At 71.4% G+C, this 22,980-nt stretch carries 16 protein-coding genes, 3 tRNA genes and 1 pseudogene; 14 read left to right on the top strand and 6 right to left on the bottom strand.

The window, feature by feature from the left end; all coding sequences use genetic code 11:
• Positions 1-261: 261 nt before the first annotated feature.
• Both AB0K36_RS02260 and AB0K36_RS02255 read left to right on the top strand, forming a co-directional pair.
• On the top strand, positions 262-1,026 hold the full coding sequence (locus AB0K36_RS02260; protein ID WP_189474260.1) for a bifunctional DNA primase/polymerase: 765 nt from the start codon (positions 262-264) through the stop codon (positions 1,024-1,026).
• A gap of 259 nt (positions 1,027-1,285) precedes the next feature.
• Positions 1,286-1,924: a hypothetical protein gene (locus AB0K36_RS02255; RefSeq protein WP_364587085.1), complete on the top strand. Its 639-nt coding sequence runs from the start codon at positions 1,286-1,288 to the stop codon at positions 1,922-1,924.
• Between the two features lie 194 nt (positions 1,925-2,118).
• Here AB0K36_RS02255 and AB0K36_RS02250 read toward each other — a convergent pair whose 3' ends face one another.
• From AB0K36_RS02250 to AB0K36_RS02240, 3 genes are all read right to left on the bottom strand, one after another.
• The gene (locus AB0K36_RS02250) at positions 2,119-3,111 is read right to left on the bottom strand and encodes a DUF5926 family protein (RefSeq protein WP_364587082.1); all 993 of its coding nucleotides are present in this window, start codon (positions 3,109-3,111) and stop codon (positions 2,119-2,121) included.
• Positions 3,112-3,496: 385 nt separating this feature from the next.
• Complete coding sequence (locus AB0K36_RS02245; RefSeq protein WP_189474335.1) at positions 3,497-4,054, bottom strand: ATP-binding protein; 558 nt, start codon at positions 4,052-4,054, stop codon at positions 3,497-3,499.
• Positions 4,055-4,187: 133 nt separating this feature from the next.
• Entirely contained in the window at positions 4,188-4,988 is an 801-nt protein-coding gene (locus AB0K36_RS02240; protein ID WP_364587079.1) for a glycerophosphodiester phosphodiesterase, read from the bottom strand.
• A 345-nt stretch (positions 4,989-5,333) separates the two neighbouring features.
• On the opposite strand from AB0K36_RS02240, the gene AB0K36_RS02235 reads away from it, so the two are divergent.
• Both AB0K36_RS02235 and AB0K36_RS02230 read left to right on the top strand, forming a co-directional pair.
• Positions 5,334-6,878: a S1C family serine protease gene (locus tag AB0K36_RS02235; RefSeq protein ID WP_364587076.1), complete on the top strand. Its 1,545-nt coding sequence runs from the start codon at positions 5,334-5,336 to the stop codon at positions 6,876-6,878.
• A gap of 105 nt (positions 6,879-6,983) precedes the next feature.
• A tRNA-Ser gene (locus AB0K36_RS02230) sits at positions 6,984-7,068 on the top strand.
• Positions 7,069-7,241: 173 nt separating this feature from the next.
• On the opposite strand, the gene AB0K36_RS02225 is transcribed toward AB0K36_RS02230, so the two are convergent.
• The gene (locus AB0K36_RS02225) at positions 7,242-8,111 is read right to left on the bottom strand and encodes a bifunctional DNA primase/polymerase (protein WP_364587074.1); all 870 of its coding nucleotides are present in this window, start codon (positions 8,109-8,111) and stop codon (positions 7,242-7,244) included.
• Positions 8,112-8,416: 305 nt separating this feature from the next.
• Between AB0K36_RS02225 and AB0K36_RS02220 the strand changes: the two genes are divergently transcribed.
• From AB0K36_RS02220 to AB0K36_RS02200, 5 genes and pseudogenes are all read left to right on the top strand, one after another.
• Entirely contained in the window at positions 8,417-8,722 is a 306-nt protein-coding gene (locus AB0K36_RS02220; RefSeq protein WP_364587071.1) for a hypothetical protein, read from the top strand.
• Between the two features lie 330 nt (positions 8,723-9,052).
• A pseudogene (locus AB0K36_RS02215) lies at positions 9,053-9,937 on the top strand (bifunctional MaoC family dehydratase N-terminal/OB-fold nucleic acid binding domain-containing protein); the annotation flags it as partial.
• Positions 9,938-10,476: 539 nt separating this feature from the next.
• Positions 10,477-11,646, top strand: coding sequence for a lipid-transfer protein (locus tag AB0K36_RS02210; protein ID WP_364587068.1), 1,170 nt, complete (start codon positions 10,477-10,479; stop codon positions 11,644-11,646).
• A 123-nt stretch (positions 11,647-11,769) separates the two neighbouring features.
• Entirely contained in the window at positions 11,770-12,324 is a 555-nt protein-coding gene (locus AB0K36_RS02205; protein WP_189474233.1) for a SigE family RNA polymerase sigma factor, read from the top strand.
• Between the two features lie 271 nt (positions 12,325-12,595).
• Positions 12,596-14,242 carry a long-chain fatty acid--CoA ligase gene (locus AB0K36_RS02200; RefSeq protein WP_364587065.1) on the top strand — a complete coding sequence of 549 codons (1,647 nt, stop codon included), beginning with the start codon at positions 12,596-12,598 and terminating at the stop codon, positions 14,240-14,242.
• Between the two features lie 113 nt (positions 14,243-14,355).
• Here AB0K36_RS02200 and AB0K36_RS02195 read toward each other — a convergent pair whose 3' ends face one another.
• Positions 14,356-18,399 (bottom strand): PAS domain-containing protein, encoded by a 4,044-nt coding sequence (locus tag AB0K36_RS02195; RefSeq protein ID WP_364587062.1) that lies wholly within the window; start codon positions 18,397-18,399, stop codon positions 14,356-14,358.
• A gap of 169 nt (positions 18,400-18,568) precedes the next feature.
• Positions 18,569-19,033 (bottom strand): SSI family serine proteinase inhibitor, encoded by a 465-nt coding sequence (locus AB0K36_RS02190; protein ID WP_364587059.1) that lies wholly within the window; start codon positions 19,031-19,033, stop codon positions 18,569-18,571.
• A 203-nt stretch (positions 19,034-19,236) separates the two neighbouring features.
• Between AB0K36_RS02190 and AB0K36_RS02185 the strand changes: the two genes are divergently transcribed.
• From AB0K36_RS02185 to AB0K36_RS02165, 5 genes are all read left to right on the top strand, one after another.
• Positions 19,237-19,330 (top strand) — tRNA-Ser (locus AB0K36_RS02185).
• A 257-nt stretch (positions 19,331-19,587) separates the two neighbouring features.
• Positions 19,588-19,660, top strand: a tRNA-Arg gene (locus tag AB0K36_RS02180).
• Between the two features lie 550 nt (positions 19,661-20,210).
• A complete protein-coding gene (locus tag AB0K36_RS02175; protein WP_364587056.1) occupies positions 20,211-20,951 on the top strand; it encodes a hypothetical protein in 741 nt (246 codons plus the stop codon).
• A 143-nt stretch (positions 20,952-21,094) separates the two neighbouring features.
• The gene (locus tag AB0K36_RS02170) at positions 21,095-21,526 is read left to right on the top strand and encodes a DUF5959 family protein (RefSeq protein ID WP_364587053.1); all 432 of its coding nucleotides are present in this window, start codon (positions 21,095-21,097) and stop codon (positions 21,524-21,526) included.
• Between the two features lie 554 nt (positions 21,527-22,080).
• Positions 22,081-22,947 carry a DUF2797 domain-containing protein gene (locus AB0K36_RS02165; protein WP_364587050.1) on the top strand — a complete coding sequence of 289 codons (867 nt, stop codon included), beginning with the start codon at positions 22,081-22,083 and terminating at the stop codon, positions 22,945-22,947.
• Positions 22,948-22,980: the final 33 nt, after the last annotated feature.

Raw genomic sequence — 22,980 nt, 5'->3', positions numbered from 1 at the left:
CCTCATCCCCGAGTGGCGGGGAAGAAGTACAGCGGGACAGCAAGCGCCAGGCGCGCGCCACCCCTCGCCACACGTTTAATGGACCACAGCCCACGTTCGGCCCTCGGGCGACGATCCTGTCGCCGGCGAAACCGGGGGCCCGCCCATGCCGGCGGCAAGGGGCGATGACGCCGATCAGTACGCGCACTTGTACGCACAGTAATGAGCTGCACACCTGATGTGATGTGGACCCCGGCGTTCAACGGAAAGGAACGAGCGCTCATGCGCGAGATCCTCGGAAGGCGACGCAGGCTCCGGTACCGGCGCAAGAAGGGGCCTGTTCAGCTTGAAGCGGCGCTGACCTTCGCCGTCGAGTGGCAATGGCCCGTGCTCCCCGGTGCAGGACTGAAATCGGCCGGTGGTGACCGGTCCGAGGGCCGCGGCAGAAGCCGCGGCGACCGCGGGTGCGCCTGCCCCGACCCCGAGTGCGTCGTCCCCGGCGCCCACCCCTTCGATCCCGGCCTCCTCGCCGCGACCACCGACGAGCGGATGATCCGCTGGTGGTGGACCAACCGGCCCACCGCCCCGATCATGCTGGCCACCGGTGGCCCGTCCCGGGCCACCGGCTCCGGCGAAGGCCGTGCGCCGTGTGCCGTGAGCCTGCCCGCGGTGGCCGCCTCGCGTGCGCTGTCGGTGCTGGACCGGATGGACATGCGCCTCGGACCGGTGGTCGCCACCCCCACCCGCTGGTCGCTGCTGGTGGCCCCGTACACCCTGGAGCAGCTCGGCGAGCTGCTCTTCGTCAAGGACTGCGTGCCCAGTTCGCTGCGCTTCCACGGCAGCGGCGGCTATCTGGTGCTGCCCCCTTCGGAGACCGGAACCGGTCAGGTGCGGTGGGAGCGGGCGCCGCTGCCCGGTTCCGCGGCACCGTGGCTGCCCGACGTCGAGGCGGTCGTGGACGCTCTTGTCGAGGCGAGCGCGAGCAGTGCGCCCGGCAGCGGGCTCTATCCGCCGGAGGCGGGAGAGGGCAGCCGGCTCACGTACTGAACACCGGCCGGCTACTGAACACCGGCCGGCTCACGTACTGAACACCGGCTCGCTCACGCACTGAACACCGGCCCGCCGGCGCGGTCGTGAACTGCCGCGCGGGCGGCCGTCACGGCTGCCACGCCGGGCCCGGCTCTTCACTCGTACGGGTACAGGTCGGCCGAGTCGGCAGGGACATGGGCGCGCGGCGGCCGTGGGGCCACGGTCCGCCGATATCTTCGGGCAGTCGTGTCCGAACCCCGCAGTCGGCAGGTGGCCCATGAATCTCCGCATGATCGGGCTCGCCGCCGTCGTGGTGACGGCCACGCTGGTACCGATCGTCGCGTCGGCCGGACCGGCGGCCGGGCCGCGACCGGCGACCGGAACGGGAACCACCGCCGCCGACGACGCGAAGGGCCCCCGAACGACCGGACCCGGTCTGCTGCCGGGGCTCGAGGCGTCCGAGGGCGACGACGTGAAAGCGGCCGGCGCCGCCGGCGCCCGGGACGAGCCTGGCGAGGTCGCGGGACGCGAAGAGGCCGGCGGCGACGGGGACGCCGTCCCGCGGACGGACTCCCGATGTGGGCCGGAACTCGCCTCTGCCGACGGCATCGAGGCGCAGACCTGTGTGCTCACCCGGGGCGACCGGACCTGGGCCCGCACCTATTACCGCAATGCGACCGGTGAGGAATTGACGTCCGTACTCGCTCTGATGGCACCGGACGGACGCACTGTGCAGACCAACTGCAAGGTCGAGGCGGACGATGAGCCACGCGCTTGCGAAACTCCTCGTGAGCCTTCGGCCGGCAGTGCTTCCGACTACAGGGCGATCGCCGAGTTCGCCGTTCACGACGGAACGGGAGACGGGCCGCTGCTGCTCCGCTCCGGGAGCAACTCCCAAGAGTTCACGGGCCGTTGAAGCGCCGGAGGCCTCCGGGAAATGGAAACGCCCGATCGCTGGCGACGGGGGATGCACCAGCGACCGGGCTTCTAGAACGGTAACAAGAGATCTGCGGTTCGCAAATTCGATCTCTCGTATTCGGACAGGGATTTACCTTCCGAATGAGCGAGTTGTGACAGGTGTCACCCGTCTCGCGCCGGTAATCGTCACGCTCAGCTGAGCGTCACCTGGCGGTTCGTGAGACCACCGCGTGACCGGCGTTCCTCGGCGGTGAGCGGGGCGTCGCTCTCCAGCGCGGTGGTCAGCCGCTCGGCGAACTCGGCGGCGGGCTTCTCGCACTCCTCGGCGCCCATCGTGGTCGGCAGGTCCCACACCGGGACCATCAGCCCGTGCGCACGGAAGGAGCCCACCAGACGGGTCCCTTCGCCGAGCGAAGAGGTGCCCGCCGCGTGCAGCCTCGCCAGCGCGTCGAGCAACTGCTCCTCGGGGTGCGGCATGACCCAGCGGAGGTGGTTCTTGTCCGGCGTCTCGCACCAGTAGGCGGCGTCGACGCCGGAGAGCTTCACCGTCGGGATCGCCGCCGCGTTGGCGCGCTCGAGGGAGGCGGCCACCTCGGGGGAGGCCTGGTCGGCCGAAGCCGGGACCCAGAACTCGAAACCGGAGTGGACGGTCGGCTCGAAAGCGGCGTCCGGGTCGAGCAGGTCCTGGAGCCGCACGCCCTCGGCCGGGGCGGCGGCGGCCGTGACCGGGGTGCCGGGCTCGGCGGTGAGCGCACGCTGCAGCGTTCCGGCGAGGTCGCGGCTGAGATCACCGGAGGGGGTGTCGTTCTGCAGGCCGAGGAGGACGGAGCCGTCGTCGCGCCGCAGGGCGGGCCATGCCATCGGCAGTACCGTCGCGAGCGTCACGGAGGGCACACCCTCGGGAAGGCCGCCCTTCAGGGTGAGTTCGACGGTCGCGGCGGGCACCAGCTCGCGCAGGGCCACCCAGTCGCACTCGCCCGGCAGCCCCTCGAAGGGGCGCTGGACCAGCTCCGTCACGGCGTGGGACGCCGCCCGGCCGTGACATGCCTTGTAGCGACGGCCGGAGCCGCAGGGGCAGGGCTCGCGGGCTCCCACCACCGGGACCGGCTCGTCGACGCCTGCGGTGCGGGCCCCGTTCCTGAGCTGAGGCTTCGTCGCCTTCGTCTGGGGGCGCTTCTTGGCCATGGTGTGGCTTTCTCCCGATTGCGGCGGTGCTGTGTCGGGCGCGAGCCTAGCCGTACGCCGCCTCCGTGGGGGAGCAGCGGGGCGAGCCGCCCCGGAAGTCCACGCCGCCGAGGTCGTCGAAGCTGCCGGTGGCGCCTGAAGTCGCCGCGGACTCCGATGGCGCTGAGGCTGTCGGCGGCGTCGGCCACCGGAGCGGGCCGGCACCGCTGAGACCACCGGAGGCCGCCGGAATCGCTGAAGTCACCGGAACCGCTGAAGCCCCCTGAGGCCGCCCGAACCGTTCGGCCGAACCGGCGCGGCAAGTCCGCTCCGGCACAGGCCGTGGTCCTCCCCCGGTCCGATCCGGGCCTCCGCGCGGACCTGTCGAATGCCCTACGGGCAGACGTCAGTCGAGATCGTCGAAAGCGTCCGCGAAGTCGAACGCGGGACCGCCGACGCGCGTAGCGAAGTCCTCGCGGCGGTGCCCTTCCGTGACGATCACCCAGACGGTGACCTCCCCGGCCGCGCTGTCACGCACTCCCCACTCCTGCGCCAGCGCCGTGATGATGTTGAGCCCACGGCCGCCTCGTGCGGTGACCGAGGGCGTGGCCGGAACCGGGCGGGTGGGACCGCCTCCGTCCGTCACCTCGACCGTGAGCCGCCCCGCTTTGTCGACTCGCCACGCGGCCCGTACGTCACCGTCCCCCGCGTCCCCGTTCCCCAACGGCCTGCCGTGCCGGCAGGCGTTGCTGAGCAGCTCGGAAAGGATCAGCACTGCGTCGTCGACGACCGTTTCCGGGACACCACTGCGGTTCAGCTGTTCGCGCATCCTGTGTCGCGCCTCACCCACGCCCGCAGGGCCATGGGGTACGGCCATGCTCGACGACGTGGGCACCTCCTGTGCCACCACAAACGCCACCCCCGAGACCTCCTTTGCCCCACGCCACGGTGTGAATGCCCCAATGGACTGGACCGGAAACCGGCCAAGGGTGGAGCAGTGACGTACTCGACACGATCGCGTACGCGCTGAACGCGCCGGTGCACTCCCCGCGAGGAGCCCCGGAGCCGCCCGCGGGCGGAAGGCCCAGCGGGCCGGATCAGAGGCGGCCCAGCTGTTCGAGCACCTGTTTGGGGCGGTTGGTGATGATGGCCTCCACGCCGAGTCGCGCACAGAGCTCGACGTCCTCCGGCTCGTTCACGGTCCAGACATGGACGCGGTGGCCCGCGCGGTGCAGCCTGGCGACGTAGCCCGGGTGGTTGCGTACGACCCGGATGCCCGGACCGGCGATCCGCGCACCGGCGGGCAGCCGTCCGTCCCGCATCCGCGGCGTCATGAACTGCATCAGGTACACGGTGGGGAGCGTCGGCGCGGCCGCGGAGATCCGGCTGAGGGAGCGGGCGGAGAAGCTCATGACCCGGACCGCGGAGTCGGTGGGCGACTCCGGCGCGGCCAGCCCGAACCGTCCCAGCAGCTGGAGCAGCCGCTCCTCCACCTGTCCCGCCCAGCGTGTGGGGTGCTTGGTCTCGATGGCCAGCTCGACACGGCGTCCCGCGTCGGCCACCAGCTCCAGCAGCCGCTCCAGCGTGAGCACGGAGGTGAGGGAGGGGTCCTTCCAGTCGGGGCTCTCTGCCGCGTCCTTCCACGAACCGAAGTCGAGGGCCGCGAGATCCGCGAGCTCCAGGGCCGAGACCGCGCCCCGCCCGTTGGACGTGCGGTTCACCCTGCGGTCGTGGACGCACACCAGATGACCGTCGGCGGTGAGCCGTACATCGCATTCGAGGGCGTCCGCGCCGTCCTCGATCGCCTTCCGGTAGGCGGCCAGGGTGTGCTCGGGGGCGTCTTCGGAGGCGCCGCGGTGGGCGACGACCTGGATGCTGTGCTGCCGTGCTTGGGTCACCGCGTCATGGTGTCATCGCCGCGGGGTAGGCGGCGTACAGGGTGCCGGAGAAACGTCTGGCACCGGTGTGGACGCGGTCAGTGAGGAGAGCCGTTCCGTCGGGGAGGAGCCGCTGGGAATGACCCGACGGAACGACCCCGGAGGGCGCCGTGGAAGTGCGCCCTTATTGTCGGAAGTAAAGGATTGCCGGAATACACACAGGTCCTGCTTACAGTGGCCTGACGTGCAGTGGGAAAAGCTGGCCGCGGACACTTGCACAGCGGAAGTCATGACGTGACGTACTGCCGGACCGTGCGGACCCCGCCGCTCGCCGGAGACCGACGTGGAACCTGAGGAGAAAGAGCTGTGAGCACCGAGAACGAGGGCAACGCGGTCCCTGCCGCCCCGTCCGTACCTCCTGTGCCGGGCGCCGCTCCCGAGGGATCGACGTCTCCCGGGCCCGGAGAGGGGCCGCAGGACGCGTCCGCCGGTTCCCCCTCTGCTTCTGTCCCCTCCCACCCCGCGCCGCCGGCCCATGAGCCGGCGGCCTCGGCGGAGCAGCCCGGCCACGCCCCGCGGCCCGAACCTGCCGCGGCGCCGGTCCCCGGCCACGGAGGCGAGGCACCGGCACCTCCGGCCGCCGCTCCCGCGGGTGCGCAGCACGCCGGCGCGGACTGGCCCCCGCCGCCGCCCACGCTCCCCTCTTACGGAGGCGGCAGCGGCGGCGGACCCGCCTGGGGTGCGCCTGTCCCGGCGCACGAACCCCGGCGCCGGCGCGCGGGCGGGCTGGCGGCCACCGTGCTCGCCGCGGCGCTCGTCGCGGGCGGTGTCGGCGGCGGCATCGGCTACTGGGCGGCCGAGCGCGCCGACGACAGCTCCAGCTCGACCACGGTCTCCGCGGCCAGCCCGCAGGACCTCAAGCGTGACCCGGGCACGGTCGCCGCGGTCGCCGCGAACGCGCTGCCCAGCGTGGTCACCATCGAAGCCAAGTCGGGCGGCGGCGGCATCGAAGGCTCCGAAGGTGAGGGCGAGGGCGGAACGGGCACCGGCTTCGTCTACGACAAGGAGGGCCACATCCTCACCAACAACCATGTGGTCGCCTCCGCCGCGGAGGGCGGCACTCTGTCGGTGATCTTCTCCAACGGCAAGAAGTACGACGCCGAGGTCGTCGGCCGGGCCCAAGGCTACGACGTGGCCGTCCTCAAGCTGAAGAACGCCCCTTCCGGCGTCGATCCGCTGGCCCTCGGCGACTCGGAGAAGGTGGCGGTCGGCGACTCGACCATCGCCATCGGCGCACCCTTCGGGCTGTCGAACACCGTCACCACCGGAATCATCAGCGCCAAGAACCGGCCGGTCGCCTCCGGCGACGGGTCCAGCGGCAACAATTCCTACATGAGCGCGCTGCAGACCGACGCCTCGATCAACCCGGGCAACTCCGGTGGCCCTTTGCTGGACTCGCGTGGGGCGGTCATCGGCATCAATTCGGCCATCCAGTCGGCGGGCAACGGCGGCTTCGGCCAGACCCAGGCCGGCTCCATCGGCCTCGGGTTCGCCATCCCGATCAACCAGGCCAAGACGGTCGCCGAGCAGCTCATCAAGACGGGCCAGCCGGTCTACCCGGTCATCGGCGCGACGGTCGACATGTCGGCCCAGGGCTCGGGCGCCCGGATCACCGACGAGGGCTCCGGCGGCACCCCGGCGGTGACTCCGGACGGACCGGCGGCGAAGGCCGGGCTCAAGCCGGGTGACGTCATCACCACGTTCAACGGCAAGCCGATCGACAGTGGGCCCTCGCTGATCAGCGAGATCTGGACCAAGAAGCCGGGCGACAAGGTCACGATGACCTACGAACGCGACGGAGAGTCCCACAAGGTGGAGCTCGTCCTGGGCGAACGCAAGGGCGACAGCTGACCCCGCTCTCCCCGAACCTCTCACCCGTCCCCGGAACGCTGCTGCGCCCGACGACGCGGGCCCGGTAGTCTGTAGCCCGCTCCGCAGCAGGTGAGGCGGGGCGTGGGTGGGTTGCCCGAGCGGCCTAAGGGAACGGTCTTGAAAACCGTCGTGGCGAGAGTCACCGTGGGTTCAAATCCCACACCCACCGCTTGCAGGTCAGAGAAGTAGCAGGTCAGAGGGCGCGGCTCCGGTTCGGAGCCGCGCCCTCCGCGTTCATCGTTGCGCCCTGAGCCGGTTGAACCGGCCGGTGGCGGCGGTTGAAGGGGTACCGCCATCGCCGGCAGGCCACGCAATGCCGGGACGGTTCCGGACAGGCCGCGGTCAGCGGATGCCGCGGTTCGACGTGAGGCGGTCGGCGGAGGCGATCGTGGCGCGGGCCTCGCGCTCAGTGAGGCCGGCGCGGACCGCCGCGTCGGTGAGGGCTTCCGTCAGGGAGTCGCCGAGGCCGTTCTCGTAGGCACGGCATGCCGCCCAGAACAGCCGGGTGTTCCGCTGTCCCTCCTGCGCCGCGAGGACGAACTGGACCAGGCCGTGCCCATGGCCGTGTGGTGAACCGGCGTGGGAACGGGTGCGCGCAGGGGGCGTGATCAGGCGCAGGAGCGCGCGGGGGCAGGGCGCCGGCGCGAGGTGGGCCGTGCCGGGGGCGATGCGGTACGCGCCGTTGGCGGTGACCGAGCCGGGGCCGACGAGGTATCCGCCGGTGCCGCGGACGTCTATGCCGGGGGCGAGCCGGCTCGCCGAGTTGGGGACGACGGTGTCGGGCGGCCCGGTCAGCCAGAGGTGGCGGCCGCCGCTCGGCGTGAGGACGGTGACCGTCTCCGGGATGGTGAACAGGTGGCGCAGCGCCAGATGCTGCAGTTCCGCCATCGAGTCGGTCGAGGACTTGGTGTCGAGATCGATGCCGATGAGGTGGTGCGGCGGACGGCCGCAGGCGATGCCGTAGCCCGTGGCCCAGGGCGCGGCCGCGAAGAGGGCGCGTACAGCGGCGGGGTCGGTGGTGGCGTCGTGGACCCCGTGGCCGGGGAGACCGCATTCGCCCCGGCACAGGACGGGTTGCGGGTCGTCGCGATGGGGGGAGCGCAGGGCGGGGAGCTTCGTCGCGGACAGGGGGATGACGGGGAGCCCACGCTCAGCGGCGGAGAGGGCGTGGGCGAGGGCCAGGGTGGCGGTCTGCCGGTCGGTGATGGCCATGAATCCATTTTCGTACAGACGTTCGACGAAGGGAAGGTGGAGATATGGCGCAAAAGTTGCCGAATCGTATCGCCTCTTGCGGCGCCCGTCCCGGAAGCAGTGGTGCCAATCGGTCGATCTTCGGGCAGGAAGATGGTTTATCGACAAGTCCTCACGCTTGCGAGCGAACCGCGCCTACCGGGGCGATTGGTGGTGGATCGCGTGGGCAAATCTGATCTTGCGACGTCGTGATCGAGTCGGGGCGGCAGGCCAACCGCCCCGGAATCCGAAGCACTTGTGCAGTTCCGGTTCATGGAGGAAATGACATGGCAAGCATCCGTTCCGCCCGCGTTCTCGCCGCTGCGGCCGCCCTGCCTCTCACGGTCGCGCTCCTCGGCGGGGTGGCCCACGCCGACAACGGCGGCTTCGGGAGCGACGGGTCGAACGTGTCGGTGGCGACCATGACCGGCAGCGGCGTCGGTGGCGCCAACTTCGGCAACTCGTCCACCACTCAACAGGTCGCGACCGGATCGGGGGCGAGTAATCAAAGCAATACCGCCGGCGTCAACGGGTTGGGCTTCACGGTCATCGACCAGGACAACGTCACCGTGGACTTCTCACCACTTTGGTGACGGCCGGCCCGAGGGGAGCGTGAGCTGGGGGACGACGACGGTCTGGGCGGCGGCGCTTGGGGGCGCCGTCGCGCAGACGGGCTCGAGGTGTGGCGTGGCGGCCCGCGAGCGTGGGGGCGTGTCCGGGCCGTCCGTCCGCATGACCTTGACAGAGACAAAGAGCTGACGGACAGTCAGATCCGGTCGGTTCACGTACATGGCGAAAGCCCGGCGGAGCGTAAGGAGGCAGGGGCCATCGGAGGCCGCGCGGATCAACACCTCGGGGAAGGGTGAGTGATTGCAGCGGAGGACCGTGGCGTGCGATGCGACGCGCGTGAAGAAGGGGGAGAGGTGACCGACGGTCTGTACGCACGGCTGAGGACGTACGAGGGGCGGGGCACCACACTCTCCGGCGTGGGCAAGGACCTGGTCAACGAGCCGATGATCAGGCACTGGTGCGAGGCGATGGGGGACACGCACCCCGCCTATGCCGGGCCGGGCGCCGTCGCTCCGCCGACGATGCTCCAGGCATGGACGATGGGCGGTCTGTCGGGTCACGCCGGCCGCAGTGTGGCCCAGGACGAGCTGTTCGAGCTGCTCGACGCTGCCGGGTGCACCTCGGTGGTGGCGACGGACTGCGAGCAGGAGTATCTCCGGCCGTTACGTCCGGGCGACCGGATCACCTTCGATTCGGTGATCGAGTCCGTGTCCGAGCGTAAGACGACCAAGCTCGGGACCGGCTACTTCATCACCACGCGGACGGACGTGCGGGCAGGTGGGGAGCCGGCAGGGAGGCACCGCTTCCGGGTCCTGAAGTACGCACCCAGGAACCGGAAACCGAAGGACGGCCGACCGCGTCCGGTGATCAACAGGGACAACGCCGGCTTCTGGGAGGGCGTGGCCGAGCACCGACTGCTCATTCAGCGCTGCGGCGGATGCGGGAAGCCACGGTTTCCCTGGCTGCCGGGATGCGGAGCCTGTGGCTCGCCTCAATGGGACACGCTGGAGGCGAGCGGCTCGGGAACCGTCTTCTCCTACGTGGTCATGCACCACCCGCCGTTCCCGGCGTTCGACCCGCCGTTCGCGGTGGGGCTGATCGAGCTGGCCGAGGGTGTGCGGATGGTCAGCAACATCGTGGGTGTGCCGCCCGACAAGGTGCGCATCGGTATGCCGGTCGAGCTCGAATTCCTCGGTGTGGGCGGGGAGTACGAGCTTCCCGTCTTCCGGGGAGTGTCAGGCGCGTCGGCCGACACGGACTTCTCGAAGCCCGACGTGGCTCAGGCCAGGGCATCTGGCCCGGTAGCCGGCCCCGATCCGGCCCCCGGACACGGCCTCCGCCCCGATCCGGCCCCCGGACACGGCCTCCGCCCGGATCCGTCCTCCGCCCTGCGCGTCGGAGCGGCCCTGCCTTCGCTGGCTGTCCCCGTCACGCGCACGTTGATCGTCGCGGGAGCCATCGCCTCACGCGACTTCCAGGATGTGCACCACGACGCGGAGATCGCCAAGGAGAAGGGGTCGCCGGACATCTTCATGAACATCCTGACGACCAACGGTCTGGTCGGTCGGTACATCACCGACTTCTTCGGGGAACACGCCGTCCTGCGCAAGGTGTCCATACGGCTCGGCGCCCCCAACCACCCGGGAGACACGATGGTGTTGAGCGGCACGATCGGCGCGCTGGAGGGAACGACCGCCGAGGTGCGGGTCGTCGGCGCCAACAGTCTCGGCAACCACGTCACCGGCACGGTGACGGTGACGATTCCGGAGGCCGCCGTATGAGCATCCGTGAGAAGGACGCCCTCGGCGGGAGGGCGGCCGTCGTCGGTATCGGGGCGACCGAGTTCTCGAAGAACTCCGGCCGCAGCGAGCTGAGGCTCGCGGCCGAGGCTGTGCGTGCCGCGCTGGACGACGCGGGCCTCTCCCCCGCGGACGTCGACGGCATGGTGACTTTCACGATGGACACCAACCCGGAGATCACGGTCGCACAGGCCGCCGGCATCGGAGAGCTGTCGTTCTTCTCGCGCGTCCATTACGGCGGCGGCGCGGCCTGTGCGACCGTGCAGCAGGCGGCACTGGCGGTCGCCGCGGGCATCGCGGAGGTCGTCGTCTGCTACCGGGCGTTCAACGAGCGGTCCGGTCGGCGCTTCGGTTCCGGCGTTCAGCACAGGGAGCCGTCCGCGGAAGGCACCGCGCTCGGCTGGAATCTCCCGTTCGGGCTGCTCACGCCCGCATCGTGGGTGGCTATGGCCGCCCAGCGCTACCTGTACGCCTACGGACTGTCACCGGAGGCGTTCGGCCATGTCGCGGTCACCGGGCGGCGTCACGCGGCCACCAACCCCGCCGCGTACTTCTACGGCCGCCCCATCACCCTGGAGGATCACGCTGCCTCCCGCTGGACGGTCGAGCCGCTGCGGCTGCTGGACTGCTGCCAGGAGACCGATGGCGGCCAGGCGGTCGTCGTCACCGGCCTCGAGCGGGCACGCGACCTGCGGCGCCCGCCCGCCGTGATCCTCGCCGCCGCCCAGGGAGCGGGCAGGGCCCAGGAGCAGATGACCAGCTTCTACCGCGACGACCTCACCGGCCTCCCCGAGATGGGAGTCGTCGCCCGGCAGTTGTGGCGGACCTCGGGGCTCGGCCCGAGGGACATCGACGTGGGGATCGTCTACGACCACTTCACGCCGTTCGTGCTCATGCAGCTCGAGGAGTTCGGCTTCTGCAAGCCGGGGGAGGGAGCCGCGTTCGTGGCCTCGGACGTCCTGCCGCTCAACACTCATGGAGGGCAGCTGGGAGAGGCGTATCTGCACGGGATGAACGGCATCGCCGAGGCGGTCAGACAGCTTCGCGGCACGGCGGTGAACCAGATACCCGGTGCGGCCAGGGCTCTGGTCACCGCGGGCACGGGCGTACCCACCTCGGGGCTGGTTCTCGGGGCCGACGGTGAGTAGCCCCTGAGGGTGTCCTCCACCTTCAGGAGGTGGAGCCCGAGGCGCCCCTACAACCTGAGGGGGACAACGCTTCGGGACCTGGGGCCGATCCGCGACGGCGGGGTGCGCTCCTAGCGTTGAGCCATGACCACGCCAGTCTGTACGAGCGCTTCCAAGGCCGCCGCGCCGATGCCGTCGTACACGCCCTACGCCTCGTTCTCGTCGTACGTCCAGGCGCGGGGACCCGTGCTGCTGCGCACCGCCCGTTCGCTGACGTCGAACGTGAGCGACGCGGAGGATCTGCTGCAGACGGCGCTGACCAAGACGTATGTCGCCTGGGAGCGGATCGAGGACCACCGGGCGCTCGACGGCTACGTCCGCCGGGCACTGCTGAACACGCGGACGTCGCAGTGGCGCAAGCGCAAGGTGGACGAGTTCGTCTGCGACGAGCTGCCCGAGCCGGCAACGGTTCCGCCCACCGACCCGGCCGAGCAGCAGGTGCTGCACGACGCGATGTGGCGCGCGGTGATGAAGCTGCCGGACCGTCAGCGAGCGATGGTCGTGCTCCGCTACTACGAGGATCTGAGCGAGGCCCAGACGGCGGAGGTGCTCGGGGTGTCGATCGGTACGGTGAAGAGCGCCGTGTCCCGGGCGCTGGGGAAGCTCCGCGAGGATCCGGAGCTGTCACCGGTCCGCTGAGATCAGCCATCAGCCCCTGCCGACCGGCCTCCGACGATCCCTTCCCGGCCGCACCATCCGGCACGCGGCGGCACGCGTCGGCAGTTGCCCGGGGGCGCCTCCCGCATGCCGGCCGCCCGCGGTCGGCCGGTTCGTGTGCGGTGCTGTGCGGTGCTGCGCGGTGATGTACGACGATTCATTACCTCCGGGTAGTGACATACCGCGTGGTATGTGCGCAGAATCTTCCCACCTTTTCTGCCACGTAGCGCAACGCGCCCACCGGGAGGACGCCGTGCTGAGCACCATGCAGGACGTACCGCTGACTGTGACCCGCATCCTCCAGCATGGGATGACGATCCATGGGAAATCGCAGATCACCACCTGGACCGGAGAGTCCGAGCCGCAGCGGCGCAGTTTCGCGGAGGCAGGCCGCCGGGCCACCCAGCTGGCCAACGCCCTGCGCGACGAGCTCGGCATCGACGGTGACCAGAGAGTCGCCACCCTCATGTGGAACAACGCCGAGCATGTGGAGGCGTACTTCGCGATCCCCTCCATGGGCGCCGTGCTCCACACGCTCAACCTGCGGCTGCCCGCCGAGCAGCTGGTCTGGATCGTCAATCACGCGGCGGACCGCGCCGTGATCGTCAACGGTTCGCTCCTGCCGCTTCTGGCGCCGCTGCTGCCGCATCTGCCGACGATCGAGCACATCGTCGTCTCCGGCCCGGGCGACCGTTCCCTCCTCGCCGACACGGAGGCGCAGGTCCACGAGTACGAGGAGCTGATCGCCGGCCGCCCGACCACGTACGACTGGCCCGAGCTGGACGAGCGCTCCGCCGCCGCCATGTGTTACACCTCCGGCACCACGGGCGACCCCAAGGGCGTCGTCTACTCCCACCGCTCGATCTACCTGCACTCCATGCAGGTCAACATGGCCGAGTCGATGGGCCTGACCGACAAGGACACCACCCTGGTGGTCGTCCCGCAGTTCCATGTGAACGCCTGGGGGCTCCCGCACGCCACGTTCATGACCGGCATAAACATGCTGATGCCGGACCGTTTCCTCCAGCCCGCCCCGCTGGCCGAGATGATCGAGCGTGAGAAGCCCCAGCACGCCGCGGCGGTCCCGACGATCTGGCAGGGCCTGCTCGCGGAGGTGACCGCGAACCCCCGCGACCTGAGCTCCATGACGCAGGTCACCATCGGCGGTGCCGCCTGCCCGCCCTCCCTCATGGAGGCGTACGACAAGCTCGGCGTCCGGCTCTGTCAGGCCTGGGGCATGACCGAGACCTCCCCGCTCGGCACCATGGCCCACCCGCCGGCCGGTCTGACGGCCGAGGAGGAGTGGCCGTACCGCATCACGCAGGGCCGCTTCCCGGCAGGCGTCGAGGGGCGGCTGGTCGGCCCCGGCGGCGACATCCTGCCGTGGGACGGCGAGTCGGCCGGTGAGCTGGAGGTGCGCGGCGCCTGGATCGCGGGTGCGTACTACGGCGGTGCGGGCGGCGAGGACTTCCGGCCCGAGGACAAGTTCAGCGAGGACGGCTGGCTGAAGACCGGCGACGTCGGTGTGATCACCCCCGACGGCTTCCTGACCCTGACCGACCGGGCCAAGGACGTCATCAAGTCGGGCGGCGAGTGGATCTCCAGCGTCGAGCTCGAGAACGCACTCATGGCACACCCCGAGGTGGCGGAGGCGGCGGTCGTCGCCGTACCCGACGACAAGTGGGGCGAGCGGCCGCTGGCGACCGTGGTGCTGAAGGAGGGGTCGACCGCGGACTACGAGACGCTCAAGACCTTCCTGGCCGGGAAGATCGCCAAGTGGCAGCTCCCGGAGCGCTGGGCGGTCGTTCCCGCGGTACCGAAGACGAGCGTGGGCAAGTTCGACAAGAAGGTCATCCGCAGGCAGTTCGCGGACGGCGAGCTCGACGTCACGCAGCTGTAGGACAGGCAGCTGTAGGACTCAGAGCTCAAGGCACGGGGCTACAGCCGCTCCGGGAGCACGGTGAACAGCGGGAGCAGATGGGGCCGGCGGTCGGGACCGCCGGCCCCTTCGCGTCAGTTGGTGCCGATCTTCGCCAGCAGGTCCACGATGCGCGCCTGGACCTCGTTGCTCGTCGAGCGTTCCGCGAGGAAGAGCACCGTCTCCCCGGAGGACAGCCGCGGCAGCTCCGCCGGGTCGAGGCCGGCCGAGGTGTAGACGACCAGCGGGGTGCGGTTCAACTGGCCGTTCGCGCGCAACCAGTCGATGATCCCGGCACGACGGCGTCGCACCTGCATCAGGTCCATCACCACCAGGTTCGGCCGCATCTGTGTGGCGAGGGTGACGGCGTCCGCGTCCGCGCCGGCGCGTGCCACCTGCATGCCGCGCCGCTCCAGCGTGGACGTCAGCGCGAGGGCGATCTCCTCGTGCTCCTCGATCAGCAGCACTCGCGACGGGTGCTGTTCGCTGTCCCTGGGCGCCAGTGCCTTGAGCAGTACGGCGGGATCGGCACCGTACGCGGCCTCCCGCGTCGCCTGCCCGAGACCCGCCGTCACCAGCACCGGAACCTCGGCGGCCACCGCGGCCTGGCGCAGCGACTGCAGCGCGGTCCGGGTGATCGGCCCGGTGAGGGGGTCCACGAACAGGGCGGCCGGGAACGCCGCGATCTGCGCGTCGACCTCCTCGCGCGAGTGCACGACGACGGGCCGGTAGCCACGGTCGCTCAGTGCCTGCTGGGTGGAGACGTCGGGTGCCGGCCACACCAGCAGCCGACGGGGATTGTCCAGCGGCTCCGGAGGCAGCTCGTCGTCGACAGGCTGCGGCTGCGGCTGGTTGGCGACCTCGACCGCACCTCCGGGCCCGTCCAGCGGCTCGGGCCCCTCCGCGCCTTCGTCGGGCGCCCCTATCGCGTAGGACCGCCCCTCGGAGCGACTGTCCGCGCGGTCGGCGGCGAGCCGGGGCCCCGGCTGCGGCACGACGGGGGGGACGGGGGCGGGCACGGGTGCGGCGGTGGGCTGGGGATGGGGCCGGGCGGCCAGTTCGGGCTGCTCGCTGTCGGGACGAGTGCCGAGCTTCCTGCGCCGGCCGGATCCGAGCGTCTGGTTCTGCTGCTGGGTGAGGTGCTGGGCGAACGGCACGCCCTGACCCAGCGTGCGCACGCTGAACGCACGCCCCTGCGTGGAGTCGGCGGGTACCGGCTGCTCCTCCGGGAGGGGCTGGGCGACCCGCGAGGCCGCAGGCCGAGGCGCCTGGGCAGGCGGCATCGCTCCGGCCTGCGGGGCGTTCCCCTCCTGGTCCTGCCCCGCTTCTTCCTGCGGCTGAGCCGGTGCGGCGGGGGGCAGGGGCAGTGACACGGAACCGGTGTCGGACACCGGAACGGGCGCGGCGAAGCCCTGGCCGGCCGACTGGTGCCCGGCTGCGGCGGGCGGTTCGGCGGCGGCAGAGGCACCGTCCGTGCCGATGCCGTCCGTGCCGCCGACGGAGGGACTGCCGACGGAGGGACTGCCGGCGGAAGGGCTGCCGCCGGCAGGAGTGTCGGCAGGACCGCTGGGGAGAGCGGCTTCCTGTCCCCACGCGGCCTGACCGGCCGCCGTGGGCCCGGCAGGAACCTCGCCGGGAACCTGGGCCTGCGGCGGCGGGGTCCGCTGCCCCTCGTTGCGGGCCCGCCTGCGCCCGGTCGGCGCCGGGTGCTGCTGCGGAGGTGTGTGGTGCGTGGTGTCCGGCGCCGCCGCCACGGCGTCGTGCCGTTCAGCCGTCGGGCCCTCGGGCCTGACCGCTCCGGCGGGGATCCGGTCCGCTTCGGCCGGCGGCAGTGCGAACGCGCTCCGCGGTGCCGCGCTCTCGGCCTCGGCCGGCGCCGCCGCCAGCGCCCGCCTGGCGCGCCGGCCGCTGGGCTGCGACGCCTGCCGGGTCTGTTCGGCGCCCGCCGGTGAGGGCAGGCCGCTCTCGACGGCCCTCCGCGCGCGCCGCCCCGAGGGCGCCGCCTGCATGCCGTGGGCGTCGACCGGTACCCCCTGCGGCGGCACGGTCTCCCCGAGCGCGGCACGTCCGCCCGCGCCTTCGGCGGCGGTCACCACGGAGCCTTCCGAGGGCCGCACGGCCACGGCCGCGTTCTCGGCGGGGCTGGGGCGGCCACGCCGCCGCCCGGTGCCCCCGCTGCCGCCCTGTCCCTCGGCCGGGGCGTCGACGCTGGTCCGGGCAGGTCCCTCACCCGTGTCCTGCGCGGGGATGAGTTCGGCGTCCGGCTGCGTCGCCCGGCGTCGCCCGGTCGGCTGCGTCGCGGCCACCGGGTCCTCCATGGCCACGGGGCTCTCCAGGAAAGCGTCCGTAGAGGCCCGCCGGGCCCGTCGGCGTCCGCCGCCCCCGGTCGTCGTGTTCGCCGACGCCATGACGGGCCCGGACGGCCCGGACGACTGCTGCGCCGGCAGCGCTGGCAGCTGAGCCACGGCAGGGGCGGGCGGGGCGACCGTTCCCGCGCCCTCGCCCAGCGGTACCTCGAGCACGTACGCGCTGCCGCTCATCCCCGGCACCTCGTGCGTCTGCAGCACACCGCCGTGCGCCCGTACGATCCCGCGCACGATCGGCTCGTGCACCGGGTCTCCCCCGGCGAACGGCCCGCGCACCTCGATCCGTACGACGTCACCGCGCTGGGCGGCCGCGACGACGACCGTCGAGTCGACGTAGCCGCCACCGGGCGGCAGCTTGGCCTTGCCGGTCGAGTCGACGCCCGCCACGTCCGCCACCAGGTGCGCGAGCGCCGTGGCCAGCCGTGCCCCGTCGACCTCCGCCTCTATCGGCGGCGCGTGCACCGCGAACTGGGCGCGTCCGGGACCGATGAGCTCGATCGCCCCCTCGACGCCGGCCGCGACGACGGCGTCGAGCAGGACGTTGGCCTTCGCCAGCTGTTCCGCGCCGGTGTCGAGCCGCTGGTAGCCGAGGACACTGTCGACGAGCGTCGTCATCCGGGCGTAGCCGGCGGCCAGGTGGTGCAGGATCTGGTTCGCCTCCGGCCACAGCTGCCCGGCCGGGTCGGCCGCCAGCGTGCCCAGTTCGGTGCGCAGTTCCTCCAGCGGGCCGCGCAGCGACTCCCCGAGCACCGCGGTCAGCTGCGCGTGCCGGGCGGTCAGCTCCGCGTACCGCTCGGAGCCGGCTTCCAGCTCGGCCGTGTAGCGGTCGGCCTTGTCCGCGAGCTCGGCCTCGTAGCGCTCGACCTTTTCCGCCAGCTCGGCCTCGTACCGCTCGGTGGTGGCGGCGAGTTCCGCCGTGAGCCGCTCCGTCGTCTCCGCCAGCTCGGCGGCGTGCTTCTCGGCCTGCTCCTCGTACGGCCGCCGGTCGGTGAACGTCATCACCGCGCCGACCAGCTGGTCTCCGTCGCGCACCGGCGCGGTCGTCAGGTCGACGGCGACCTTGGAGCCGTTCTTCGCCCACAGCACCTGGCCGCGCACCCGGTGCTTGCGCCCGGACTTGAGGGTGTCGGCGAGCGGTGACTCCTCGTACGGGAACGGCTCGCCGTCCGCGCGCGAGTGCAGGATCAGCGGGTGCAGCTCCTGGCCGCCGAGGTCGCTGGCGCGGAACCCGAGGATCTGGGCGGCGGCCGGGTTGACCAGCACGACCCGTCCGTCGGTGTCGGTGCCCACGACGCCCTCGGAGGCCGCCCGGAGGATCATCTCGGTCTGCCGCTGCGAGCGCGCCAGTTCCGCCTCGGTGTCGACGGTGCCGGACAGATCGCGGACCACGAGCATCAGCAGCTCGTCGCCGGTGTACGCGTTGAAGGAGTCGTACGCCTCGCGCCCGTCCTCCAGGCTCGCGCTGGTCACCTCGACGGGGAACTCGCCGCCGTCCGTACGCCGCGCGATCATGCGGGTGGGCTTGGTGCGCCCCCGCTGGTCGGCGGAGTCGGGCCGGCGCATCGACCCGGGAATCAGCCGCGAGTCGAACTCGGGCAGCAGATCGAGAAGACCCCGTCCGACCAGAGCGGTCCCCGGCGTCTCGAAAAGCTCGAGGGCGATGGTGTTGGCGTTGACGACCGTGCCGTTGGCGTTGACGAGCACGAGCCCGTCCGGAAGGGCGTCGAGTATGGCTGCGAGGCGAGCAGCGCCTCGGGATGGCCTGCTGCTCACGACGACGGTTCCTCCCTGACCTACTGCGTATTGCGGACGGCCGGTCCCATAGTGCCCCTCGGGCCTCGGCCTGTCACTGAAGGGAGTCTAAGGGCACCGACCGGGGCTCGGACGGCGGATGAGGGGGAGCTCTCACCAAGGTTGTGTGCACATGACGTACGCCGTCGGCCTATGACCTGGTGTTCGGCAGCACCGGCTCGAGTGTCTGCCACCGCGAGATCTCGCAGCCGTTGCTCCGGTCGAAGGTGGCGTCCACCCGTCGCCCCTGCCACGTACCGGTGACCCGCGCCGTGGCCGGCCCGCCGAACTGCTGGGTGCACATCTGGTCCTCGGCCACCGGGGCGAAGGGGTCCTGCTGGTCCCGCGCGAGCTCCTCGAGGCGGCTGCAGGCCGACTCGGCGGAGGGGTGCGTCCCGCCGGCCGGTCCGCACTCGAGCTCGTACCTGCCGTCCGTCCGGGTGTTCCCGGTCGCGGAGACGATCACTGTCAGCCGGTCGGGCTGCTCCGGGGCGGGTCTCTCCAGCAGCGGCAGGGGCAGCGGCGGCGGCGAGAGGACGACCGCCCCGGCGGTCGGTACGGCCGCGGCCAGGGCGGCGGCGGACACGGTTGCGGTGAAGACAAGGCGGCGCAGCATGGGGGCTCCTGAAGATTCACGGGTCCTGCCGGGGGCCACGACAGGCCCCCGGCATGTCTAACGCTGCTCACGCCACGGCGTTGCGCAACCGCAAGCGCTTTGCTCTGCGGGCCCAGGGGCTAGTACCGTGGACGGCGATTGGTGACACGCCCCTGGGCTGTGTCATCATCTGCACGCACCACTCGCGCCCGCGTGAGTGTGCTGGAGGCGTCGCCTAGTCCGGTCTATGGCGCCGCACTGCTAATGCGGTTTGGGTTTTAAAGCCCATCGAGGGTTCAAATCCCTCCGCCTCCGCCAGCTGATCACCGAAGCCCCGGCCACACGGCCGGGGCTTCGGTCGTTCCGGGCCCGGCCCACACGGGCAGGGCGCTGGTCGCCCCGGGGGCCGGCACGAACGGCCGGGGCTCGGGTCGTCCTGAGACCCGCGCACGTACACCCGTTCGGGTGTTTCCGCAGGTCAGGCAGGGTGCGGCTAATGGATTTCGCGTCGCGGCGCAGGTCATGTAATGTTGTTCCCGCAACGCCGACCGGGCAGAAAAGCCCGGGAAGCACAAGCACTCGTAGCTTAACGGATAGAGCATCTGACTACGGATCAGAAGGTTGCAGGTTCGAATCCTGCCGAGTGCACACAGCTCAGAAGCCCCCCGGGATCATCCCGGGGGGCTTCTGACATCAGCAGGTGACATCAACGTGCCGAAGAACGCTCGTGTTGCCGTTCCGGGCTTCGTCTGTGTCGGAGCGTCGGACGCTCTCATCAAAGCCTCCGACCACAAGATCTCGCCGTTGCCGTCGTGATCCACTCCTAGGGCGTCGTCCATCCGGTCAGCAGCCGCACGCAATGTCGTCTCATCACGTGCGCGTGGGCGTCGAGGGTCATGGTGATCGTGCCGCGCCTCGTGTTTCCTTCGGCTGGTCGGTCGGCGGCTGTCGCGGCTTCCACGATCACCAGTTCCCTCCGCGTGCGCCTCCGCGGGCAGAGCATGACTTCGGCACCGGTTTCGCGACAGCAGGCCGGGCCCGGTGTCCACGCCCGTGTGCGGTCAGAGCCATACGGCTGAAGAATCCGCGGCCGAGGGAACTGTGGCGGGGCGGCTGGATCGCCGGAGGTCACCGGTGCCAGTCTCGACACGGCCAAGGGCTGGCCGACAACGGCCCGTGTGAGCGATGGAGGTCGAGCGTGAGCAGCCAGGACAATCAATTCGTTGCCTTGGGACCCGCGGACATCGGGTTCAAAACGCACGCCACACGAATCACCACAGGAGCGGAGATCCACGGCACGCTCGCCGGCGTCGTCGGAAGGTGTCAGGGCAACAACGGCGACGGGGTGGTCGGTTTCGGAACCGGCACCGGCGGAGCCGGTGTCCATGGAAACTCCAACGTGCTGAACGGGAACGCCGTCGTTGCGGACGCGCATAACGGCTCCCAGGCGTTCGCCATTTGGGCCCGGTCGAGCTCGGGACTTGCGGCGCGATTCGACGGTCCCGTCCGTATCAACGGAGCCCTCACGGTCACCGGGGCCAAGTCCTCTGCCGTTCCGCTCGCAGACGGAAGCCTGCGCCTTCTCTATGCGGTGGAGAGCCCGGAGAGTTGGTTCGAGGACTTCGGGTCCGGCCGGCTCGACAACGGCGTCGCGGAAGTCGCGCTGGACGAGACCTTCCAGGCCGTCACGGGCAACGACGAGTACCACGTGTTCCTCACGGAGTACGGGGACAACAACGCGCTGTACGTGAGCGACCGGACCGGCTCGGGGTTCACCGTGCGCTCGAAGACACCGTCGGCCGGAAGTGAATTCAGCTACCGGATCGTCGCCAAGCGGGGCGACATCGACAGCGCACGGTTCGCCGAGGCGCCGGGGATGGAGAAGCCTGTGGGAGATGACTACAGCAGCGTCACGCCCGAGGCACCCGCGGCGGAGTAGCAGCCGGGGACCGCACCGGGGTTGCAGGTTCGGATCCTGCCGAGTGCACACAGGTGAGAGGCCCCCGGAGATGATTCGGGGGCCTCTCGCGTTGGGGCGTACAGCAGCGAAGCACAGCAGCCGTGTCAGCCGGAGGGGGAGCCGTGGTGGAGAGCGCCGAGCCGTTGGAGTTGATACGGCTGGACGACGGCCTGCAAAGCGTCGCCGTGCGGATCCTCTCGCGGCAGGGTGACTACTACGACGCCGAGATCGTCATTCGCAGCGACTTCGTGAACGCCACCGTGCACACGGGCTTCGATGACGATGACATCGAGGAGTGGGGCTCGCTCCTCGACGCCGTCGAGGAGGACGACGCCGACGCCGGGCGGGACGAGGACGAGTTGTTCGCCGGCGACTGGCCCAGGGAGGGCCGCACCGCGTACCTCACCTTCGTGGCCGATGACCCGTACGTGATCGAAATCCACGACGCGCCGAGCACGCAGATCTGCGTTCGCGTGCCACTCGATCTCAAGGCTGGTTGGCTCGCCGAGGCCAGGGACCGACTCGCGGCGGCCCGGGGCGCGCTGGGGATCTAGGCACGAGGTCGTCCGTGCCGGGCCGCCGTCCGCCCGCGAGGCGTGCGCGGCCGCTCGGGCGGGACGGGAGGCCGTGGCGCACCTGATGAGGGAACGACGGGGACCGTGATCGGCACCTGCGTGGACGTCGCGGCTCTGGCGGAGTCGATGGCCGCGACAGCAGTACAGCAGTACAGCAGCGCCATACCGCAACCCCGGTGCCCGCTCCAGGCCCGCTGCCGTCCCTCCGGGCCTCGTAGCGGCCGGTATGGCCGTTGCGCCCGGGAGACACGGCTCCGTACATGAAGCCCCCGCCGCCGCATCGACAGCGCTCGTCGGGGCTGCCCGTGCGGCCCGGTCGCGTGTCACTGGGTGTCGATAGGGTCGTCACCGGGCCCTGTATCGGACGGCGCACACGCCTGTGGTTGCGAGAAGGTCGCAGATTCACGTCCTGCCGAGTGCGCAGCGGGCGAGAGGCCCCCGGAGAGCCGGGGGCCTCTCGCGTGGCGGTGCGAAACGGCGGCCGTCGCACAGGGGACGCGGGAGCGACCGGCGTTCACGCTATGGAGGTGCGTATGGGCTGGCGGTGCGCCGGGGTCGGTTGGCCGAGTGGAGCGCGCGTGTGTGTGCTGCGCTGGGAGGGCGGCCGGGTCAGCCCGCTCGTCATCGGCAAGGGCCTCGGCTTCCGGGCGGAGGGCGCCCGCCGCTGTGTCGGTGCGCGGGGGAACGCGTGCCCCGTGGCCGCCCTGGTGCCCGGCCGGGCGACCCAGGCGCGATGCCCGGACTGCGCGCGGCTGGACCGGGCGCATTCGGTGGCCGCCGACGCCGTGCCCGACGACCCCCGTACGTACCGCGTATACCTGGCCTGGTTCGGGCCGGGCATGCTGAAGGTCGGGATCACCGCGGAGGAGCGGGGCCCGGCGCGGCTGCTCGAGCAGGGCGCCGTGGTGTTCGCGTGGCTGGGGCGGGGCCCGCTGATGGCGGCGCGGCGCACGGAGGAGCTGTTGCGGGCGGCGCTGGGTGTGCCCGACCGGATCGCGTACGCGCGCAAGCGTGCCGTTCGGGCGGCGTTGCCGGGGCCGGAGGAGCGGGTCGCGGAAGTGGCCGGGCTGCACGGGCGTGCGCTGGCGCTGCCGGGGTGGGCGGAGTCCCTGGAGCCGATCGCGTTCGAGGCGGTGGACCACGTCGGGGTGTTCGGGCTCGACGGGCTGCCGGCCGCCGACGCGGTGGTGCGCGAACTGGTGGACGGCGGGGCGGTCGCGGGCCGGCTGGTCGCCGTGGCCGGACCCGATCTGCATCTGCGGACGGCGAGGGACGGGATCGTCGTGGTCGACACCCGGCTGATGACCGGGTGGGACCTGGTCGGCGCCGGCGAGGGCGAGGCGCTGAGCGTGCCCACGGCCGGTGTGCGGGAGGACGGCGTGCAGGGCGGCCTGTTCTGAACCTCTCCCGGCAACGGAGCTGCGGTCCCGTCC

The organism is Streptomyces kurssanovii (genome assembly GCF_040677245.1).
GTDB classification, from domain to species: domain Bacteria; phylum Actinomycetota; class Actinomycetes; order Streptomycetales; family Streptomycetaceae; genus Streptomyces; species Streptomyces kurssanovii.
The sequence above is the reverse complement of the archived record's forward strand: the minus strand, read 5'-3'. Positions and strand labels throughout refer to the sequence as shown.

What these genes read in the sequence shown, in the direction of transcription:
- AB0K36_RS02260 (WP_189474260.1), top strand. Translation starts at nt 262, where the DNA reads ATGCGCGAGATCCTCGGAAGGCGACGCAGGCTCCGGTACCGGCGCAAG.
- AB0K36_RS02255 (WP_364587085.1), top strand. Translation starts at nt 1,286, where the DNA reads ATGAATCTCCGCATGATCGGGCTCGCCGCCGTCGTGGTGACGGCCACG.
- AB0K36_RS02250 (WP_364587082.1), bottom strand. Translation starts at nt 3,111, where the DNA reads ATGGCCAAGAAGCGCCCCCAGACGAAGGCGACGAAGCCTCAGCTCAGG.
- AB0K36_RS02225 (WP_364587074.1), bottom strand. Translation starts at nt 8,111, where the DNA reads ATGGCCATCACCGACCGGCAGACCGCCACCCTGGCCCTCGCCCACGCC.
- AB0K36_RS02220 (WP_364587071.1), top strand. Translation starts at nt 8,417, where the DNA reads ATGGCAAGCATCCGTTCCGCCCGCGTTCTCGCCGCTGCGGCCGCCCTG.
- AB0K36_RS02210 (WP_364587068.1), top strand. Translation starts at nt 10,477, where the DNA reads ATGAGCATCCGTGAGAAGGACGCCCTCGGCGGGAGGGCGGCCGTCGTC.
- AB0K36_RS02205 (WP_189474233.1), top strand. Translation starts at nt 11,770, where the DNA reads ATGACCACGCCAGTCTGTACGAGCGCTTCCAAGGCCGCCGCGCCGATG.
- AB0K36_RS02190 (WP_364587059.1), bottom strand. Translation starts at nt 19,033, where the DNA reads ATGCTGCGCCGCCTTGTCTTCACCGCAACCGTGTCCGCCGCCGCCCTG.
- AB0K36_RS02165 (WP_364587050.1), top strand. Translation starts at nt 22,081, where the DNA reads ATGGGCTGGCGGTGCGCCGGGGTCGGTTGGCCGAGTGGAGCGCGCGTG.